This window comes from Streptomyces sp. Isolate_45 (assembly GCF_024721315.2).
Taxonomy (GTDB): domain Bacteria; phylum Actinomycetota; class Actinomycetes; order Streptomycetales; family Streptomycetaceae; genus Streptomyces.
In genome coordinates, this window is the sequence record NZ_JANFAK020000071.1 from 1 (window position 1) to 17,338 (window position 17,338).

Annotated in this window: 17 protein-coding genes; 8 read left to right on the top strand and 9 right to left on the bottom strand. The window is 74.7% G+C overall.

Annotation, left to right across the window (positions count from 1 at the left end; genetic code table 11):
• Window positions 1-143: 143 nt before the first annotated feature.
• Window positions 144-464 carry a metalloregulator ArsR/SmtB family transcription factor gene (locus NOD94_RS22345; protein WP_281207821.1) on the bottom strand — a complete coding sequence of 107 codons (321 nt, stop codon included), beginning with the start codon at window positions 462-464 and terminating at the stop codon, window positions 144-146.
• A gap of 85 nt (window positions 465-549) precedes the next feature.
• On the opposite strand from NOD94_RS22345, the gene NOD94_RS22350 reads away from it, so the two are divergent.
• Window positions 550-2,526: a heavy metal translocating P-type ATPase gene (locus NOD94_RS22350; protein ID WP_281207822.1), complete on the top strand. Its 1,977-nt coding sequence runs from the start codon at window positions 550-552 to the stop codon at window positions 2,524-2,526.
• Window positions 2,527-2,587: 61 nt separating this feature from the next.
• Here the strand turns inward: NOD94_RS22350 and NOD94_RS22355 are convergent, their stop codons facing one another.
• Window positions 2,588-3,076, bottom strand: coding sequence for a hypothetical protein (locus NOD94_RS22355; RefSeq protein ID WP_281207823.1), 489 nt, complete (start codon window positions 3,074-3,076; stop codon window positions 2,588-2,590).
• Window positions 3,077-3,177: 101 nt separating this feature from the next.
• On the opposite strand from NOD94_RS22355, the gene NOD94_RS22360 reads away from it, so the two are divergent.
• The gene (locus NOD94_RS22360; RefSeq protein ID WP_281207824.1) at window positions 3,178-3,516 is read left to right on the top strand and encodes a hypothetical protein; all 339 of its coding nucleotides are present in this window, start codon (window positions 3,178-3,180) and stop codon (window positions 3,514-3,516) included.
• Here NOD94_RS22360 and NOD94_RS22365 read toward each other — a convergent pair.
• Window positions 3,485-4,318 carry a MerR family transcriptional regulator gene (locus NOD94_RS22365; RefSeq protein ID WP_281207825.1) on the bottom strand — a complete coding sequence of 278 codons (834 nt, stop codon included), beginning with the start codon at window positions 4,316-4,318 and terminating at the stop codon, window positions 3,485-3,487. The genes NOD94_RS22360 and NOD94_RS22365 overlap by 32 nt on opposite strands.
• Window positions 4,319-4,439: 121 nt before the next feature.
• Entirely contained in the window at window positions 4,440-4,940 is a 501-nt protein-coding gene (locus NOD94_RS22370) for a hypothetical protein (RefSeq protein WP_281207826.1), read from the bottom strand.
• Window positions 4,941-5,229: 289 nt separating this feature from the next.
• Between NOD94_RS22370 and NOD94_RS22375 the strand changes: the two genes are divergently transcribed.
• From NOD94_RS22375 to NOD94_RS22385, 3 genes are all read left to right on the top strand, one after another.
• Entirely contained in the window at window positions 5,230-6,684 is a 1,455-nt protein-coding gene (locus NOD94_RS22375) for an MFS transporter (RefSeq protein ID WP_281207827.1), read from the top strand.
• A 209-nt stretch (window positions 6,685-6,893) separates the two neighbouring features.
• Complete coding sequence (locus NOD94_RS22380) at window positions 6,894-7,370, top strand: hypothetical protein (protein WP_281207828.1); 477 nt, start codon at window positions 6,894-6,896, stop codon at window positions 7,368-7,370.
• 153 nt (window positions 7,371-7,523) lie between these two features.
• Window positions 7,524-8,267 (top strand): peptidoglycan-binding domain-containing protein, encoded by a 744-nt coding sequence (locus NOD94_RS22385; protein ID WP_281207829.1) that lies wholly within the window; start codon window positions 7,524-7,526, stop codon window positions 8,265-8,267.
• 320 nt (window positions 8,268-8,587) lie between these two features.
• Here the strand turns inward: NOD94_RS22385 and NOD94_RS22390 are convergent, their stop codons facing one another.
• Both NOD94_RS22390 and NOD94_RS22395 read right to left on the bottom strand, forming a co-directional pair.
• Window positions 8,588-9,247 (bottom strand): HAD family hydrolase, encoded by a 660-nt coding sequence (locus NOD94_RS22390; protein WP_281207830.1) that lies wholly within the window; start codon window positions 9,245-9,247, stop codon window positions 8,588-8,590.
• A 60-nt stretch (window positions 9,248-9,307) separates the two neighbouring features.
• Window positions 9,308-10,051: an SDR family oxidoreductase gene (locus tag NOD94_RS22395; protein WP_281207831.1), complete on the bottom strand. Its 744-nt coding sequence runs from the start codon at window positions 10,049-10,051 to the stop codon at window positions 9,308-9,310.
• A gap of 263 nt (window positions 10,052-10,314) precedes the next feature.
• On the opposite strand from NOD94_RS22395, the gene NOD94_RS22400 reads away from it, so the two are divergent.
• Entirely contained in the window at window positions 10,315-11,391 is a 1,077-nt protein-coding gene (locus NOD94_RS22400) for an RNA ligase (ATP) (RefSeq protein WP_281207832.1), read from the top strand.
• A 127-nt stretch (window positions 11,392-11,518) separates the two neighbouring features.
• Here NOD94_RS22400 and NOD94_RS22405 read toward each other — a convergent pair whose 3' ends face one another.
• A complete protein-coding gene (locus NOD94_RS22405; protein WP_281207833.1) occupies window positions 11,519-12,379 on the bottom strand; it encodes a sugar nucleotide-binding protein in 861 nt (286 codons plus the stop codon).
• A 387-nt stretch (window positions 12,380-12,766) separates the two neighbouring features.
• On the opposite strand from NOD94_RS22405, the gene NOD94_RS22410 reads away from it, so the two are divergent.
• Entirely contained in the window at window positions 12,767-14,701 is a 1,935-nt protein-coding gene (locus NOD94_RS22410) for an ATP-binding cassette domain-containing protein (protein WP_281207834.1), read from the top strand.
• A 115-nt stretch (window positions 14,702-14,816) separates the two neighbouring features.
• Here NOD94_RS22410 and NOD94_RS22415 read toward each other — a convergent pair whose 3' ends face one another.
• Together NOD94_RS22415 and NOD94_RS22420 are read right to left on the bottom strand one after the other, a co-directional pair.
• The gene (locus NOD94_RS22415; protein ID WP_281207835.1) at window positions 14,817-15,605 is read right to left on the bottom strand and encodes an SDR family oxidoreductase; all 789 of its coding nucleotides are present in this window, start codon (window positions 15,603-15,605) and stop codon (window positions 14,817-14,819) included.
• Window positions 15,606-15,802: 197 nt separating this feature from the next.
• Entirely contained in the window at window positions 15,803-16,405 is a 603-nt protein-coding gene (locus NOD94_RS22420; RefSeq protein WP_281207836.1) for a TetR/AcrR family transcriptional regulator, read from the bottom strand.
• 110 nt (window positions 16,406-16,515) lie between these two features.
• Here NOD94_RS22420 and NOD94_RS22425 point away from each other — a divergent pair, with 110 nt between their 5' ends.
• Window positions 16,516-17,304 carry an SDR family oxidoreductase gene (locus NOD94_RS22425; protein WP_281207837.1) on the top strand — a complete coding sequence of 263 codons (789 nt, stop codon included), beginning with the start codon at window positions 16,516-16,518 and terminating at the stop codon, window positions 17,302-17,304.
• Window positions 17,305-17,338: the final 34 nt, after the last annotated feature.

Below are 17,338 nucleotides of genomic sequence, written 5' to 3' on the forward strand. Positions count from 1 at the left end.
GGGGGGGGGGGGGGGGGGGGGGGGGGGGGGGGGGGGGGGGGGGGGGGGGGGGGGGGGGGGGGGGGGGGGGGGGGGGGGGGGGCCGCCCCCCCCCCCCCCCCCCCTTCATTGTCCGGCCGGCCCGCTGTGTCCGGCCTTCGTTCCTATGCCCCGGGTGCGTGGTGGACGTGCGCCAGTACCTGTCGGAGCAGGTCGCCGACGTGTGCGTCGTGCAGTTCGTAGACCACGCTGCGGCCGTCGCGGCGGCCCGTGACGAGGTCGAGGTGGCGCAGCAGGCGCAGGTGGTTGGAGACGGTGGGTTGACCGAGGTCGAGGTCGTCGGCCAGGTCCCCGACGGAGCACGGCGCGTGCAGCAGGCGGGCCAGGATGCGGATCCTGACGGGCGAGGCGAGGCCCTGCATGACCTCCGCGGCCGCGGCCGCGGCCGGCTCGGGGAGCAGGTGGGGCGCTGGGGCGGGGTCCATGGCCGGTTCCATGGCGGCCACCCTAGATCAGAAGATCAGGACGTGCACAGGTTCACATATTTAGAACTCTTGATATATTGATGTCATGAAGAACGTCATGCGGAACGTGCTGCAGAACATGACCCGGAAGGCCGGAGAGCGCGCGGAGCTGATCAGCGCCCTGCTCGCCCTCACCGTCTACCTCACCGGACTGACCCTCCACCTGACCGGCAACGCCGGCCCCGCGTCCCGGGCCCTCTTCGTGGCCGCCTACGTGTTCGGTGGATTCTTCACCCTCCGCGAAGCGATGGGCACCCTGCGCCGGGGCAGGTTCCAGGTCGACTTCCTCATGCTCGTCGCCGCCGCCGGCGCCGCCGTGATCGGCCGCTGGGAGGAAGGCGCCGTCCTCCTCGTGCTGTTCAGCCTCGGCCACGCCCTGGAGGAGTACGCGATGGGCCGCGCCCGACGCTCCATCGAGGCCCTCGGCGAACTCGCCCCGCGCACCGCCCTCGTCCGCCGGACCGGCGGCGAGCCCGCCGAGGTGCCCGTGGAGGAACTCGCCGTCGGCGACACCGTCCTGGTCCGCCCGCACACCCGGGTCCCCGCCGACGGATTCGTCGCCGCGGGCCGCGGCAGCGTCGACCAGTCACCCATCACCGGCGAGAGCGTCCCCGCCGACAAGGAGCCCGTCCCCGACCCGGCCGCGGCCCTCGCCGACCCTGCCGCCGTCGACCCCGGCGGCCGCGTGTACGCCGGCACCGTCAACGGCTCCGGCACCCTCGACGTGGTCGTCACCCGCCTCAACCGCGACAACACCCTGGCCCGCGTCGTCCGCATGGTCCAGGACGCCGAGGAGCGCACCTCACCCACCCAACGCTTCACCGACCGCTTCCAGAAGGTGTTCGTACCGGGCGTCCTCGCCCTCGTCGCCGCCCTGTTGGCCTACGGCGCCCTCAGCGGCGAACCGTTCACCGACAGCCTCTACCGGGCCATGGCCGTCCTCGTCGCCGCCAGCCCCTGCGCGCTCGCCATCGCCACGCCCGCCGCCGTGCTCAGCGCCGTCGGCCGCGCAGCCCGCGGGGGAGTCCTCGTCAAGGGCGGCGCGCCCCTGGAGGAGTTCGGCCGGCTGCGCACCATCGCCTTCGACAAGACCGGCACCCTCACCGAGGGCCGCCCCCGCCTCACCGAGGTCGAGACCGCCGACGGCGCCGCCCGCGAGGACCTCCTGCGCACCGCCATCGCCGCCCAGCGACTCAGCGACCACCCGCTCGCCCGTGCCGTCGTCCGCGACGCACCCGCCCTCCTGACCGGCACCGCCCCGGCCACCGAGGCCGTCGACCTGCGCGCCGTCATCGGCCGGGGCGTCTCCGCCGAGGTCGACGGCGAGACCGTCCACATCGGCAGCCTCTCCTACGCCGACACCCTCACCGGCGCCCCCGTCCCCACCGCCCTGCGCGAGCGCACGGAGGCCCTCGCCCGCACCGGCCGCACCACGATGGTCGTCCGCCGCGGGGACCGCTGGCTCGGCACCCTCGGCCTGATGGACGCGCCCCGCGCCGAGGCCGCCGCGACGATGGCCGCCCTGCGCGCCCTCGGCGTCACCCGCACCGTGATGCTCTCCGGCGACGACCAGCGGGTCGCCGACGCCGTCGGCCGGACCCTCGGCATGGACGAGGTCCGCGGCGGCCTGATGCCGCAGGACAAGGCCACCGAGGTGACCCGGCTGCGCCGCACGGCCCGTACGGCCATGATCGGCGACGGGGTGAACGACGCCCCGGCCATGGCCGGGGCCACCGTCGGGGTCGCCATGGGAGCCGCCGGCTCGGCGGTCGCCCTGGAGACCGCGGACATCGCCCTCATGTCCGACGACCTGCGCCGGCTGCCGTTCATCACCGGGCTCAGCCGCCGTGCCGCCCGCGTGATCCGGCAGAACCTGTGGCTCAGCCTGGGCATCGTCGCCGTGCTAGTACCGGCCACCGCCCTGGGCATGGGCATCGGCCCGGCCGTCCTCGTCCACGAGGGCTCCACGCTCGTCGTCGTCGCCAACGCCCTGCGCCTGCTGCGCTACCGCGACGATGCCTGAGGCGGGCGGACCGGGGCGCCGCCCGGGTAGTCAGGCGGCAGACCGTCCGGCGGGAGGCGGCTCAGCGGGGTGGTTCGACCTCCAGGAAACGCCGGCCGCGCGGCCCCCGGTACAGCAGGCACTCCCACCCGTGCCGCTCCAGTTCCGCCGCGCAGGCGGTCAGCCGCTCCTGTTCCTCCTCGGCGGCGCCCGACCCGGCGGGACCGGGCCAGGTCACCGTCACCGGGGCGGGGCCCGGCCCGACGGAGTCGCTGCCGCCCGTGCCGTTGCCGTCCGGGCCGCCGGCCACCCGGTAGCCGGTCCGGCTGCGCCGGCCCCGGGCGTCCAACGCCGACGGAGGGAAGCCGGCCGCCTCCAGCACCAGGGCCACCGCCCGCGGCACGGCCCGCAACTCCCACGGGGCGGGGGCGTGCGTACCGTCGCCCAGCAGGCGGCGGATCTGCAACAGCCCCTCGTACGCGGTGCGCAACTCGCCCGCCCGCGCCTGCGGATCCGTCGGCGGACCGTCACCGTCCGCCGGTTCGAAACCCTCCCCGTGCCCACCGGCCATCGCGCACCCCTTTCCATCCGCGTGCGGATGAGTACCTCACCCGCAACGGCCTGAGTATCCGCCCCGATTCCCCGACGCGCCGCCGTTGATGGAATGACGTCATGACCTCAGCACCCCCTTCGTACGCCACGACCGCCGCACAGCGCCCCCGCATGCGGCACGTGACCACCGCCGGCTCGGCCCTGGCCGTGGCGCTGGTGCCGCTCGTGGTGGGCGTGCTCATCGCCAAAGGGGTCGCCGCCGATCCGCACGCCCCGGTCAACGCCCTGATCAGCGGTGGCGGCCAGCGCGCCGGACTGCCGGGTGTCGAGTGGCGGCGGCGCGGACACGGGGCGCTGCGCCGACTTCGGACCGCCCGCGAGGGAACGGTCCGGCGCTGCGCGTCCGTCCGCGACCGCCGCCGTCCGGTCAGGAGGCCAGCGGTTCCTGAAGCTCGGTGACCCACCGCTCCGGGTCGTCGGGGCAGGCCAGGGTCAGCTCGCGGGCGTACCCGGCGGAGCGGTGACCGTGCGCGTCGATCCACCGGGCCAGGGCCTGCGCGGTGGGCAGTACGCCGTCCATCGGACCCCGGTGCACCACCGTCGCCGCCCGCTCGACCCCGGGCAGTTCCACGATCCGCACCCCGGACCCGAGGTCCTCGACGCGGACGCCCGTCGCCACGGGCAGCCCCGCGCGCACCAGGACGGAGCCGGGCTCGGCGTCCGGAGCATCCTCGTAGCGGGCGAGGCCCGGCCCCGTCGGGGCGACCCCGGCGGCCTCCAGGCGGCGGCACAGTTCCCCGTACAGGGGACCGATGACCGGCCCGATGTCCTGGGGGGCGTAGCTCGCCGAGACGCCGGTCAGTTCGGCCAGCCGGACGGGCGGCAGGCTCTTGACGACGATTTCGTCCGTGGGCATGGTTCCCTCGCTCTCGATGGTCCGGAGCCTCGTCCCGACCCGGTTCAGGCGGGCGGTCGCCTCGGCCACGGCGCTCTCCAGTTCCGCCCGGCGCAACCGCAGCATGCCGCGCAGTTGATCCGGGGTCACCTTCTCGTCGAGGACCGCCCCCACCTGTTCCAGGGTGAAGCCGAGGTCCTTGAGCGCGATGACGCGGTTGAGGCGGGCCAACTGGCCCGCCTCGTAGAAGCGGTAGCCGCTCGTCGGGTCGACACGTGCCGGGCGCAGCAGTCCGAGGGCGTCGTAGTGACGCAGCATGCGGACCGACACCCGGCCGTGCTTGGCGAAGTCTCCGATGGTGAACATGACGTCTCCAAGTGCACGGCCTGACACGGTGTGAGGGTCAAGTCTGCCGGGCGGGCCGCGGAGGCGTCGTGGGCGGGGCGGGGCGGAGTCGCGGCGGGCGCCGGTGTGTCCGGGCGGTCGGTCAGTGGCCGTACTGGCGGACACACAGGTCGACGACCGACGGCGGGACGGTGCCCTCCGCGGCCGCGCACAGTTCCTCGCCCCGGGGCAGGCGCGGCGCCGCCGGGCGGGGAACGCGAGGCGGCGTGGGCTGAGCCGGCCGAACGCGCCGGGGCGCGGTCGGCTTCGCGTGCCGGCGGGCGGGCGGGTCCGCCTTGCGGGTGCGGGGGTCGGGCGCGTGGACCCGTACGTCGTCCCGCACCCCTTGTCGCTGTCGGTCGTCCGACCCGGCCCCGGGTCGCGGGGGATCGGGCTCCGGGTCGGGCAGCGCGCTCAGGGGCAGGGCCAACTCGGGCGGGCCGTCGTCGGAGCGGCGCCCCTCGGGAGCGTCCTGCCGGCCGAGGGGCGGCGTGGAACCGCGTACGGGGCCGGCGGCGCCGGACTCCGGGCCGACGGAGACGCAGCCGGCGCTCGCGAGGAGGGCCAGCAGGGAGAGGGGCAGGGCGGCCCGGCGTAACTGCATCCGACCACCATGCCGTAGTCGGCGGCCCACCGAAGTCGAACCTCACGCGTCCGGGTGACGCGGGGTCGGGTCCGGGTCGGGCGCCGGGGGACCGAGGGTTCGGTGGGGGCCGTTGCTGAATCGATTCTGTACGGCGGGCCCGAACCGGCGGCCACCGCCGCAGAATGGGCCCGAACGCCGGCGGCACGTCACGGCGGCGCGGGAGACGGGGGAGGCGCGACCCCCGGAGCCCGGTGCTGCCGTGCCGCGATCGCCCCGCCGGACCGCCCACCCGTACGGAGCCCCGCACATGCCCTTCGCCGCCGCCGCGCCCGACAGCCCCGATCCCGCGCCCGACAGCCCCGATCCCGCGCCCGACAGCCCCGATCCCGATTCCGGCTCACATTCCTGCTCGGACGTCGACCCGGGAGCCGGCTCCGACGTCCGCCCCGGCGCCGGGGCCCACCGCGTCCAGGGGGCCGGTCCCGGCGCCGACCCGGGCAGCGGCCCCGCTGGAGAGGCGGCCGGCGGGGCGGGGGCCGTGAAGGGGTGGGCGGCCGTGGCGGCCGTGTCCCTCGGGATCTTCGGGCTGATCACCTCCGAGCTGCTGCCCGTCGGCCTCCTCACGCCCGTCGGGGCCGCGCTCGGGGTGTCCGACGGGACCGCCGGGCTGATGGTCACCGTCCCCGGCCTCGTCGCCGGCCTCTGCGCCCCGCTCGTCACCGTCGGCGCCGCCCGCATCGACCGGCGCCACGTGCTGTGCCTGCTCATCGCCCTGATGGCCGTCGCCAACCTGGTCGCCGCCGTCGCCCCGTCCTTCGCCGTGGTGCTGGCCGCCCGGCTGCTCGTCGGCATCAGCGTCGGCGGATTCTGGGCCGTGGCGGGCGGGCTCGCCGTCCGGCTGGTTCCCGCCCGCCACGTCGGCCGGGCCACCGCCGTGATCTTCGGCGGCGTCCCCACGGCCTCGGTGCTCGGCGTGCCCGCGGGGACCCTGCTCGGCGAATTCGGTGGCTGGCGCACCGCCTTCGCGGCCGTCGGCGCCCTCGGCGTCGTCACGCTGGCGGCCCTGCTCCTCCTGCTGCCCGCGCTACCCCCGACCAGGCCGGTCGCCCTGGCCGAACTGCCCGCCCTGCTCCGCCGCAACCGCGGCGTCCGCGCCGGGGTCATCGTCACCTTCCTGTTGGTGACAGGTCAGTTCGCCGCCTACACCTTCGTCACTCCCGTCCTGCGGGACATCTCCGGTGTCGCGCCGGGCTCCGTCAGCACCCTCCTCCTCGGCTACGGGGTCGCCGGCGTCGCGGGCAACTTCCTGGCCGGGTCGCGCGACCCGCGTCGTACGCTGCTCGCCGTCAGCGCCACCCTGGTCGTCGTCCTCACGCTGATCGCCCTGCTGCCCGGAGCCGCCGCCGGAACCGCCCTGTTGCTCGTCTGGGGGCTCGTGTACGGCGGGGTCTCCGTCAGCCTGCAGAGCTGGATGATCAAGGCCGCACCGCAGGCGTCCGAGGCGGCTTCCTCCCTGATGGTGGCCATGTTCAACTTCGCCATCGCGGCGGGTGCGCTCACCGGCGGCCTCGTGGTGGACGGGGTCTCCGTCGCCGCGGCCCCGCTGGCCGGAGCCGCCCTCATGCTGCTCGCGGCGCTCACCGTGGCCGCCGCCTGCCGGTATCCGGCCGCGCCCGTCACCGAAGTGCCCGACCACCGGCCGGGCGGGCAGGTCGAGCCGGCGCGCGAGCGCCCCGGGAGCGCGTCGCCGGCCGACCGTTGAGGAGCCGGCGGACCGTTGAGGAGCCGGCCGACGTCGGGCAACCGCGCGGCCGGGCGGTGGAGTCGGGGCCCCGACGGCCCGCGCGGAGTCGGTCCCCCCGTACAACGGATGAATGGGGTGGATCGGGCATCCGGCTTGACCGGAGTGGTCCCGGAGGGAAAGAGTCCGATCAAGAACCGCCGTAAGGGCTGCCCTCGGAGATACCCCAGATGTCGATGTCCGTCCGTTCCACGCCCACCCACGCCCTCTCCGGCAGGGCACGACTCCACGGAGACGTCATCGACGGTGACGCCCGCCGGGCCCGTGGCGCGGAAGGCGCCGCCGCGATCGGCGGGAACGCGGACGCCCGGGGCGGGTCGAGGGGCAGCGGCACGTACGGCGAGGCACCCGGTGGCGAACCGGCCGACGGTCGCTCGCCCGTCACCCACGCCGCCACGGCCACCGCCCCGCGCCAGGTCTCCGGCGTCGCTCCGACCCGGACGCGCTCGAAGGACCGGGGGACGACGGGATCCCGCGGCTTCCGTCTCACGGACGGGAACCCCGGCGCGGACGCGGATGGCGGCGCCGACGCCGGCGGACCCGCTCCGACCGGCCGGGGCGCGGCGATCCACCTCGCCATCGGCGGGGCCTGGGAACCGGCCCCCGGAACGGGCACGGTCCCGGTCGCCCGGCGGCGCGGGGCCTGACCGGCCGGACGGGGGTCGGTACCGCACCGCCGCACCGACCCCCGTCCTTGTTTCTCCCGCTGCCCGGGCAGCTCCCCCGACCGGCCCCGGCGGTTCCCTCCCGGCGGCCCCCGTCGGCCCGTCGGCAAGACGCCCCCTAGTCCGGAGACCAGCGTGTCGCACCACACCGAGGAGAGCGGAGTCGTTCCCGACGACCGCCTGCTCGTACGCCCGTACGTCACCCCGCCCGCGAATCCGGCCCCCGCCACGACCCCCGCCTGGCCGCTCGACCCGACGGCGGTCCCGGTAGGGGCGCCGGCCCCGGCGGGTGCCCCGGCGGCGCAGGCGTCCCCCGTCGACGGGAGGCGCGGCAACCGGCGGCCGCTGATGGTGCTCGCGCTGCTCGCACTCGCCGCCGCGGGCACCCTCGTGGTGCTGCTCCGTTCCCCCGAACCGGAGCCCGCACGGGCCGTCCCGCCGCCGGAGCTGTCCGTCCCCGCCCTGCCGGCCCGCGGCCCGGGCGCCGACGGCACCACCGATCCGCACGCCCCGACCGGGACCGCCCCCTCCGGATCCGCGTCCGGCACCCCCACCGCCGCACCCACCACCACCCCGACCGGGTCCACGACGGCGACGCCCCCGGCGCCGCCGCCCACCCCCACGCCGCCCCGGACACCGCCCGCCACTGCCGCGAAGCCGTCGCCGGCGACCCCCGGCACCCTCCGCCCCGGAGACCGGGGGCCCGAGGTGCGCGACCTTCAGGAACGGCTCCACGGGCAGGGGTTCACGTACGTCTCGACGACCGGCGTCTACGACAAGCAGACCGAACGCGGCGTGGCCCAACTGCAGCGGGACCGCGACATCAAGGGCGACCCCCACGGCGTCTACGGCCCGGCGACCCGCGCGGCCTTCGGCTGACCGCCGCCGGTACGGGCCCTTCGCGGCGGTACGGGCCGGTCGGGGGCCCTACGGGGCGGGAGCCCCCGCCACGGTACCGGCGCAGGCGGTGATCGCGGCCACGCCGGCGCAGAACGCCGGCAGGATCTTCGAGCGGAGCTTCATGGGTCCGTCTGGTCGCCATGGACCCCGAACTCGAAGCATTCGTACCGCTGTTCCCCCGCACCGACCTCGCCACCCGCGCACCCGGACGTCGAACGAAGGTGCCCGCGTCCGCGGAGCGCCCCGGGACCGACGCGGGCGCCGACGTGGAGACCGGGGCCGGCGCGGCGGCGCGGTGGTCACTGCTCGGCGATGAGGCCGGGCAGTTTGCGCATGTCGTCGAAGACGATGGTGTCGGGGCCTTCGAGCTGCTCCGCGCGGGTCGGCCCGCCCGCGTAGCCGAAGGACCGCATGCCCGCGGCTCGGGCCGCCAGGACGCCCGGCCGACTGTCCTCGACGACCACGCACGCGGCGGGGTCGACACCCATCCGCCGCGCCGCGTAGAGGAACAGGTCCGGTGCCGGCTTGCCGCGGGACACCTCGGAGGCGCTGTGGATGCGGCCGGCGAAACGTTCGTGGAGGCCGGTGCGGCCCAGGGTGTGGCGCATCTTCTCGTGGGAGCCGCTGGAGGCGACACACATCGGCAGGGCGAGCGCGTCGAGCGCGTCGAGCGCCTCCGGCAGCCCGTCGACGGGTGACAACGCCGTGTCCACGGCCTCCCGGTGGAGCTGCTCGAACCGGTCCCACCAGACGAGGGAAGTCTCCTGACCGAGCTCCGCGGCGACCTGCTCCCGGATGGAGACACCGGAACGCCCGATGAACCGGTCGATGACCTCGTCCTCGGTCAGTGCCCAGCCGAGCTCCGCTCCCAGGGCCACCTGCACGCGCACGGCGATGCGTTCGCTGTCGACGAGCACGCCGTCGCAGTCGAATATCACTAGTTCGATCGGCTTGATCATCTGTGCAGCATAGGGGCTGTCCCGGCACCTCCGACCGGGGCGTCGCGGGCCCGCCGGCGGTCATCGGCCGCCGGCCACCCGCAGGACGGCGCCCGTGGTGTAGGAGGCGTCCTCGGACAGCAGCCAGGCGATGGCCCCGGCGATCTCCTCGGGCCGGCCCGCCCGGCCCAGCGGGATCCCGGCGGCGGCACGGGCGGGGCGGTCGGGGTCGCCCATGGCCGCGTGCATGTCGGTCTCGACGATCCCCGGCGAGACCCCGTTCACCCGGATCAGGTCCGGACCCAACTCCTTGGACAGGCCGATGGTCAGCGCGTCGACCGCGGCCTTGGTGGCCGCGTAGTGGACGTAGTCGCCGGGGCTGCCGAGGGTCGCGGCCGCCGAGGACACGTTCACGATGGCCCCGCCCCCGCCGGCCGCCATGTCCCGGGCGGCCCGGCGGCAGCAGAGCAGGTACCCGATGAGGTTCACCTCCACCACGCGCCGCAGGTCCTCCGTCCGGGCGTCCACGAGACGGCCCAGCGGGCCGGTCACCCCGGCGTTGTTCACCAGGCCGGTGACCGCGCCCAGTTCGGCGCCCGCGATGTCGAAGAGCCGTTCCACGGCGCACTCCTCGGACACGTCACCGCGTACCGTCACGCACCGCGCTCCCGCCGCCCGTACGCGCTCGGCCGTGGTTTCCGCCGCGGCCTCGTCGCGGGCGTACCCCAGCACCAGATCGTGGCCTTCGCCCGCGAGCCGGAGGCAGGTCGCCGCACCGATGCCGCGGCTCCCCCCGGTGACGACCGTGACGGGACGACGTGTCATACGAACCTCCTGTGCGAGCCGTGCGGAGCCGATCCCCGGGCGCGGCGCAGGCTAACACCCGGATATCCGCTGGACCAGCGGAAATGGCCGCGTGGAGAGTGGGGTGGCAGCGGGGGACGGACGGGGTCCCGGCGCCCGGCCCGCCCAATTGGCGTCCGCCCGCAACGACTTCACCCCGCACGACCGTGCCACCGCAACCGCCCTGACCCGCCCCTGCCCCCGCCCCCGCCCACGAACCGGACCCGGAACCGAGGAGCCGCCCCATGTCCACTCTGCGTGTCACCGTCGAAGAGCTGACCGTCCACGACCACCCGAACGCCGATGCGCTGGAACTCGCCCAAGTGGGCCTCTACCGCGCCGTCGTCGCCAAGGACTCCTACCGAACGGGCGATTTCGCCCTCTACATACCGGAACAGGCGGTACTGCCCGCCGGGTTGATCGAGGAGCTGGGACTGACCGGCCGGCTCGCCGGCAGTGCCGCCGACCGGGTCAAGGCGGTCCGGCTGCGGGGTGAACTCTCGCAGGGGCTGGTGTGCCGGCCCCGCGCGCTGGACGGAGTGGACCTCGCGTCGGCCGCCGAGGAGGGCACCGACTTCGCCGAACTGCTGGGCATCGTCAAGTGGTCGCCACCCGTTCCCACGACGATGGACGGTGACGTCGAAAGGGCTCCCGACCTGCTGCCCTGGGTGGACATCGAGAACCTCCAGCGCTACCCGCGGATCTTCGAGCCGGGCGAGACCGTGGTCCTGACCGAGAAACTCCACGGCACGGCCTGCCTCATGACGTACGTCGCCGAGGGCGAGCGGGTCATCGTGTCCTCCAAGGGCTTCGGCTCCAAGGCGCTGGCGCTCAAGGAGGACGAGCGCAACCTGTACTGGCGTGCCGTACGCGGTCACGGCGTGCCGGCGGTCGCGGCCCGGCTGGCCGAGCGGCTCGGCGCGACCCGGATCGGCGTCTTCGCGGAGGTCTACGGAACCGGCGTGCAGGACCTCCCGTACGGGGCCCGGGGGAACGCCGCCGACGCGCCGCCCGGATACGCCGTCTTCGACGTGTCGGCGGAGATCGACGGGCAGGTGCACTGGCTGGACCCGGCCCAGGTCCTGGAAGCGGGTGAACTGCCTCTGGTGCCCAGGCTCTTCGAGGGGCCCTACGCCCTGGAGACCGTCCTGGAACTGGCCTCCGGCCGGGAGACGGTCTCGGGCCGGGACCTGCACCTGCGCGAGGGCGTCGTCATCCGCCCCGTCCCGGAGCGCTACAGCCCGGTGGTCGGCGGCCGCGCCATCGCGAAGGCGATCAGCCCCGGCTACCTGACCCGCAAGGGCGGCACCGAGTACGAGTGACGGTACGGGCGGGGTCGTAGGAGTGGCCGGGTCGTTCCGGCCTCCTACCGCCACGCCGCCACGCCCCCCGAGCCGCGGCGAGGTCGGCGGCCCGGGGCCGCTCGGATCCGCGCGCTCCCGGGGCTCGTCACGTCGCGCCGGGGGACGCCGGGGCCCCCTCGGCCCCCTCTCCGCGCAGGAAGGTGCGGGCGCCGCGGATGCGGGTGCGCAACCGGACTTGGGTCGCGCGGCTGTCCAGACGTACGTCGAGGGCGCCCGGCAGGGACGTGTCCGCCCGCCGTCCGACCGGCAGCCGAGCGCCGTCCAGACCGTCCCTCCGCGCGATGAGCAAGCCGAGGTCGTGGCGGCTCAGGGCGTCCGGTCCGGCGATGTGGAACGTTCCGGCCAGTTCGGACAGTGCGATCTCCCACAAGGCCGCGGCCAGGTCCTCGACGTGCACCGGGCAACGAACGTCATCGGTGAACAGGACCCCGTCGCGGGTGCCGGCGATCAGGGCGTGGACGCCGCGTTCGTGCTCCGACCGGCCGTGTCCGATGATCAGTGAGGTGCGGGCGACCGCGGCCCCCGGCAGCAGGATCCGAACCCCCGTCTCGGCGGCGGCCTTCGCCGCGCCGTAGGGGGTCAGTGGAGAGGGCGCGCACGTCTCGTCGTAGTGGACGCGCGCACCGGAGAACACCGCGTCGCTGGAGACGTGCACGAGACGGCACCCCGCCCTGGCGGCGGCCAGCGCCACCCGCAGCGCGCCGTCCGCGGTGACCGCCCAATCGCCTTGTCCGCTTGACGTGTTGACCACGACGGAGGGGGCCACCTCCGCGATCACCGAGGCGACCCGCACGGGGTCGCGCACGTCGAGGTGATGCCAGGCGACCCCTGCCGTCGTGCCGGGTCGGGACGCGAACGTCGCGGCCGTCACGTGCCCCGCCGCCAGGGCTTGGCGGACGAGTTCGGTGCCCAGGAAACCACTGCCGCCGAGGATCAGAACCGTCATGGGTCGACACGGTAGCGGGCGGGCGCCCCGCCGCGGGTCGGGCGCCCGTCGGACAAGCCGTCGAAGGATCGGGGGCCGGCCCCGGCCGGTCGCAAGTGGTTTCCGGGAGCGGGACCCCCGCAGCGGTCGGTTCCGGCCAACCTCGGGGTCCGGGCGGCCCGGCGGCCCGGCGGCCCGCGAACTCGATCAGCGGCAGCGCCTGGGGGGCCGTCGCGGCGAGGTCGGCCAGATCCCGCTGCTCCGACCACCGGCCTGCGCTGTACTCACTCCTCCAGTTCCCGCGACCGCGCAGCCGCCCCTCCGCACCCCTGTGGACACGGGCTTCCCCGGCATGCGCGCGGCCGCCCGAACAGGGCTCCACTGCAAGCCGGTTGAAGGAGATCGCGCATGTCCGAGCAGCAGGCCGCGAAAGAGAAGTCCGCCGTACCACCCCAGTCGCCACCCCCTGCCCCCGCACCCCCCGCACCAGTCGTCCCCGCCCCCGCCCCGCCGGAGTTCACGTACTCCTGGGGCCAGCACAACGACACCATGGAGGCCCTGTCGCTCGGGCAGATGGCCCGTCGCGTGCCCTCCGCCCTCCGGCAGACCGCGCGGCTCGCGCTCGCCGTCAACCGCACCGCGTTCCACGTCCTGGTCGCCGCCCAGATCCTCGGCGGGATCTGCACGGCGGCGGCCCTCGCCGCGATCTCCCGGGCGATGGTCCCGCTCCTGGCCGGTGACGGCGTCCACGAACGGATCTCGGCCGCCGCCTGGCCGCTGGTCATCGCCGCCGCGATGACCGCGCTCGGGGCCCTGGCCTCCATCACGGCGGGCAGCGCCGCCCGCCGGCTCAATCCCGGCATGGCCACCCTCGCCGACCTCGCCATGGTCGACGCCCACATGGACGTCGAACTCGCCGCCTACGACGCCCCCGACTTCACCGAACGCTCCGAAGCCGCCGAGACCGGCTCCGCACGGTCCGCCATGCTGCTCCAGGACGCGCTCGGCTTCACCGGCGGGCTGATCGACATGGTCGCCGTAGCGTCCGTCCTCGCCGTCGTCCACCCCGTGCTGCTGCCGCTGCTCCTGCTGTCCGTGGTGCCCCGCGGTCTCGGCTCGGTGCACGCCGCGCGCCTCGACTACCGCCTCCACAACCAGACCATCGCCTCCCGCAACATCAAGCACATGATGCGCTGGCACCTGACCACCCCGAAGCTCGCCGACGAACTGCGCGGCAACGGCATGCGGCCGTACGCCCACCATTGGTACGCGGCCGTCTGCGAGCGCATCGACTCCCGGATGGTCAGCTCCGCGCCCCGCTACCTCACCGTGTACCTGGTCGCCGCCGCCGCGTCCGGGATCTTCGTCGTCGCGACGTACGGGGCCCTCGCCGGGCTCGTCGTCGGCGGGTACATGGCGATCGCGGCGGCCGGCACGGCGATCGTCGCCATGCGCACCTCGACCGCGGCCCTCTCCCAACTCGTCGTCTACGGGGCGGCCATGTTCCAGCACGCCCTCTACCTCGGCGACTACACCGCCTTCGTGAAGGAGGCCGCCGAGAAGTCCGGTCCGCGCGGACCGCAGGTGATGGAGAACGCCCCCGAGAAGATCCGGCTCGAAGGGGCCACCTACACCTACCCCGGCAAGGACGCGCCCGCGCTCGGTCCGGTCACCCTCACCCTGTCGCGGGGCGAGGTCGTCGCCGTCATCGGGGAGAACGGTGCCGGGAAGTCCACCCTGATCCGGCTGCTGACCTCGCTGACGGCCCCGACCTCCGGCAGCGTCTCCTGGGACGGAGTCCCGACCTCCGACGCGGACCAGCGCACCGCCTGGCAGCACGTCGGCCTCGTGACCCAGTCGTACGGGCACTGGCCCTTCTCCGCCCGGGAGAACATCACCCTCGGACGGCCCGACCCGCGCGGCGAGGAAGCCGTCTGGGACGCGCTGGACGCCGTCGGCATGCGCGCCAACGTCGAGGATTTCCCCGACGGCCTGGACACCCTCCTGGCCCGGTCGGTCTGGGGCGGCCACGAACCCTCCGGCGGCCAGTGGCAACGCCTCGCCTGCGGCCGCGCGTTCCACCGCAGGCCCGGCCTGCTGGTCATGGACGAGCCGACCTCGGCCATGGACCCGCGCGGTGAGCACATGGTCTTCTCGGGCCTGCGCGACATGAAGGACGACCGGATCACCGTGATCGTCACGCACCGGATGGAGAACTGCCGACTCGCCGACCGGATCATCGTCCTCGACGCCGGCCGGATCGCGGAGCAGGGCACCTACGAGGAGCTCGTACGCCTGGACGGTTCCTTCGCGGAACTCGTCCGGCTCTCCCAGGACCGGTAGCCCGGCCGGGGATCGGTCCCTCGGCCTCCCCGGGGCGGATGCGGCCCCCCGCGCCGCCCCGGGTTTCCGCGCCGCCCCGGTGGCCCGTCCGCACGCGCTCCTCGCGCCGCCGCCGCTACGGGAGGACCGAGTCCACGTACCCGCCGTCCACCCGCAGCGCCCCGCCCGTGGTGGCCGACGCGTACGGGGAGGCCAGGTAGACCACCATGTGCGCGATCTCCTCCGGCTCGATCAGCCGCTGGATCAGCGACTGGGGCCGGTGCAGGCGCATGAACTCGCGCTGCGCCTCGTCCCAGGGGAGGTTCCGGTCGACCAACTCGTACACGAAGTCCTCGACGCCACCGGTGTGCGTCGGACCGGCGATGACGGAGTTCACCGTCACCCCCGTACCGGCGGCCTCCTTGGCGAACCCGCGGGCCACGGCGAGCAGGGCCGTCTTGGACATCCCGTAGTGGATCATCTCCGCCGGGATGACCACGGCCGAGTCGCTCGCGATGTTCTGGACGCGTCCCCATCCGCGCTCGATCATTCCCGGCAGGTAGTGGCGGGTCATGCGGACGGCCGTGAGGACGTTCACGTCGAAGTAGCGCCGCCACTCCTCGTCGGGGATCTCCAGCGCGGCCCGCGCACCGAAGATCCCGAGGTTGTTGACGAGGACGTCGGCGTGCGGCACCGCGTCGAAGACGGCCCGGGCCCCCTCTTGCGTCGAGATGTCGCCGGGGGCGGCGACGAACTCGCCGCCCCCGGCGGCAAGGCGTTCCACCGCCTCGTCCACGGACTTCCCGCTGCGGCCGTTGACGGCCACCCGGGCACCCGCGCCGGCCAGTCCGGACGCGATGGCCGCGCCGATTCCCTGCGTCGATCCGGTGACCAGCGCGGTCCTGCCGGAGAGGTCGATGAGCACGCCTGTACCTGCCTTGCCTGCCTTGCCTGCGGTTGCCTGTCGGAATGCGGTTGCCTGCCGGTGTGCGGTTCGGTCGCCGCCGTCCCCTTCCGACTTCCCCGCCCCGCCCGATTCATCACCTCTGTGGCGATCCGCCGGTCCGCCGATCCGCCGACCGGTCGATCCGCCGCCGGTCGATATCAGCCTCCCGGTCGATATCAGCCTCCCGGGCGCAGCCCGGCCAAGAGGACGTCCAGGGCCAGATCCGTGGCCTCGGGCAGCGGGGTGTCGTCGAGGAGGGAGGCGACGGCGAGCGTCGCGAGCCCGTGCACGGTCGAGAACGCGACCTGGGCGAGCCGTACGGGATCACCCGTACGCACCGCTCCCGCCCGCTGCCCCTCCTCCAGCAACCGCGCGACGATCAGCAGGCTCTCCCGGCCGAGCTCGCGGAGCTCCTCGCTGGAGCCGTCGGCGTGCTTGACGGTGAACATCAGGTCCAGCAGCGCCGTGTGCGCGACGGCGAAGTCCACGTAGGCCCTGCCCAGTTCGGTCATGCGCGCCCCGATCGGGCGGGGGTCCCCGGAGTCGGCCGCCGTGCGCATGCGCGTGTTGAGGGTGGTGAAGCCGCTGACCGCCAGGGCGTCCATGAGGGCCTGCCGGTCACGGAAGTGCCGGGAGGGCGCCGCGTGGCTCACGCCCAGGTCCCGGGCCAGGCCGCGCAGGCTGAGGCCCTCCGCCCCGGCCTCGGTGAGGACGGCCTCCGCCCGTTCCAGCAGGGCGGCCCTGAGATTGCCGTGGTGGTACGACCCGTCGGCGGCCAAGTCGGTTTCCCCTCTGTCGAACCCGCAATGTTGTCATTGACTACAATGATGTCGATGCCTACATTGATTATGACGCAAGCCTTCCACGGACCGGAACCGGAGCAACCGACATGTCGATGACGTACAGGGGAACGGTGGCCCTCGTCACCGGGGCGAGCGCGGGACTCGGCGTCGAGTTCGCCCGCCAATGGGCCGAGCGCGGCGCCGACCTGGTGCTGGTCGCCCGGCGCCTGGACCGGCTCGAAGAACTCGCTCGGGACCTGGAGAAGCGTTACGGCATCCGGGCCACGCCCCTGGCCGCCGACCTGGCCCTCCCCGGCGCGGGCGCGGCCCTGCACGCCGAGCTCGAAGCCCGCGGCATCCGGGTGCAGACGCTGATCAACAACGCCGGCTTCGGCAGTCACGGCGCACTCCTGGAGCAGGACCCGGCGCAGGTCGACCGGATGATCCAGCTGAACGTCGCCGCGGTGGCGGGCCTGACCCGGGCCTTCCTGCCCGACCTGGTGGCCGACGGCCGGGGCGCGCTGATCACCCTCGCCAGCACCGCGGCCTACCAGCCGACCCCGGCGATGGCGGTCTACGGAGCGACCAAGGCGTTCGTGCTCAGCTTCACCGAAGCCGTCGCGTACGAGACCCGTCGGTCCCGGTTGCGCGTCCTCGCCGTGTCCCCGGGACCCACGAGCACCGAGTTCTTCGACGTGGTCGGCAGCCGTGACGCCGTGGTCGGCAAGGTCGCCACGCCCGCGCAGGTCGTCACCACCGCCCGCCGCGCCCTGGAGCGGGGTTCGACCCCGCCGAGCGTCGTCGCGGGCCTCGGCAACCGACTGTCCGCCCTGGCCTCCGGACTCGCGCCCCGCCGCCTGGCCCTGACCGTCGCGGGCCGGGCCCTGAAGGCCTGAGCCCCGAAGTCGCCGGGAGCCGTCGAGTCCAGCC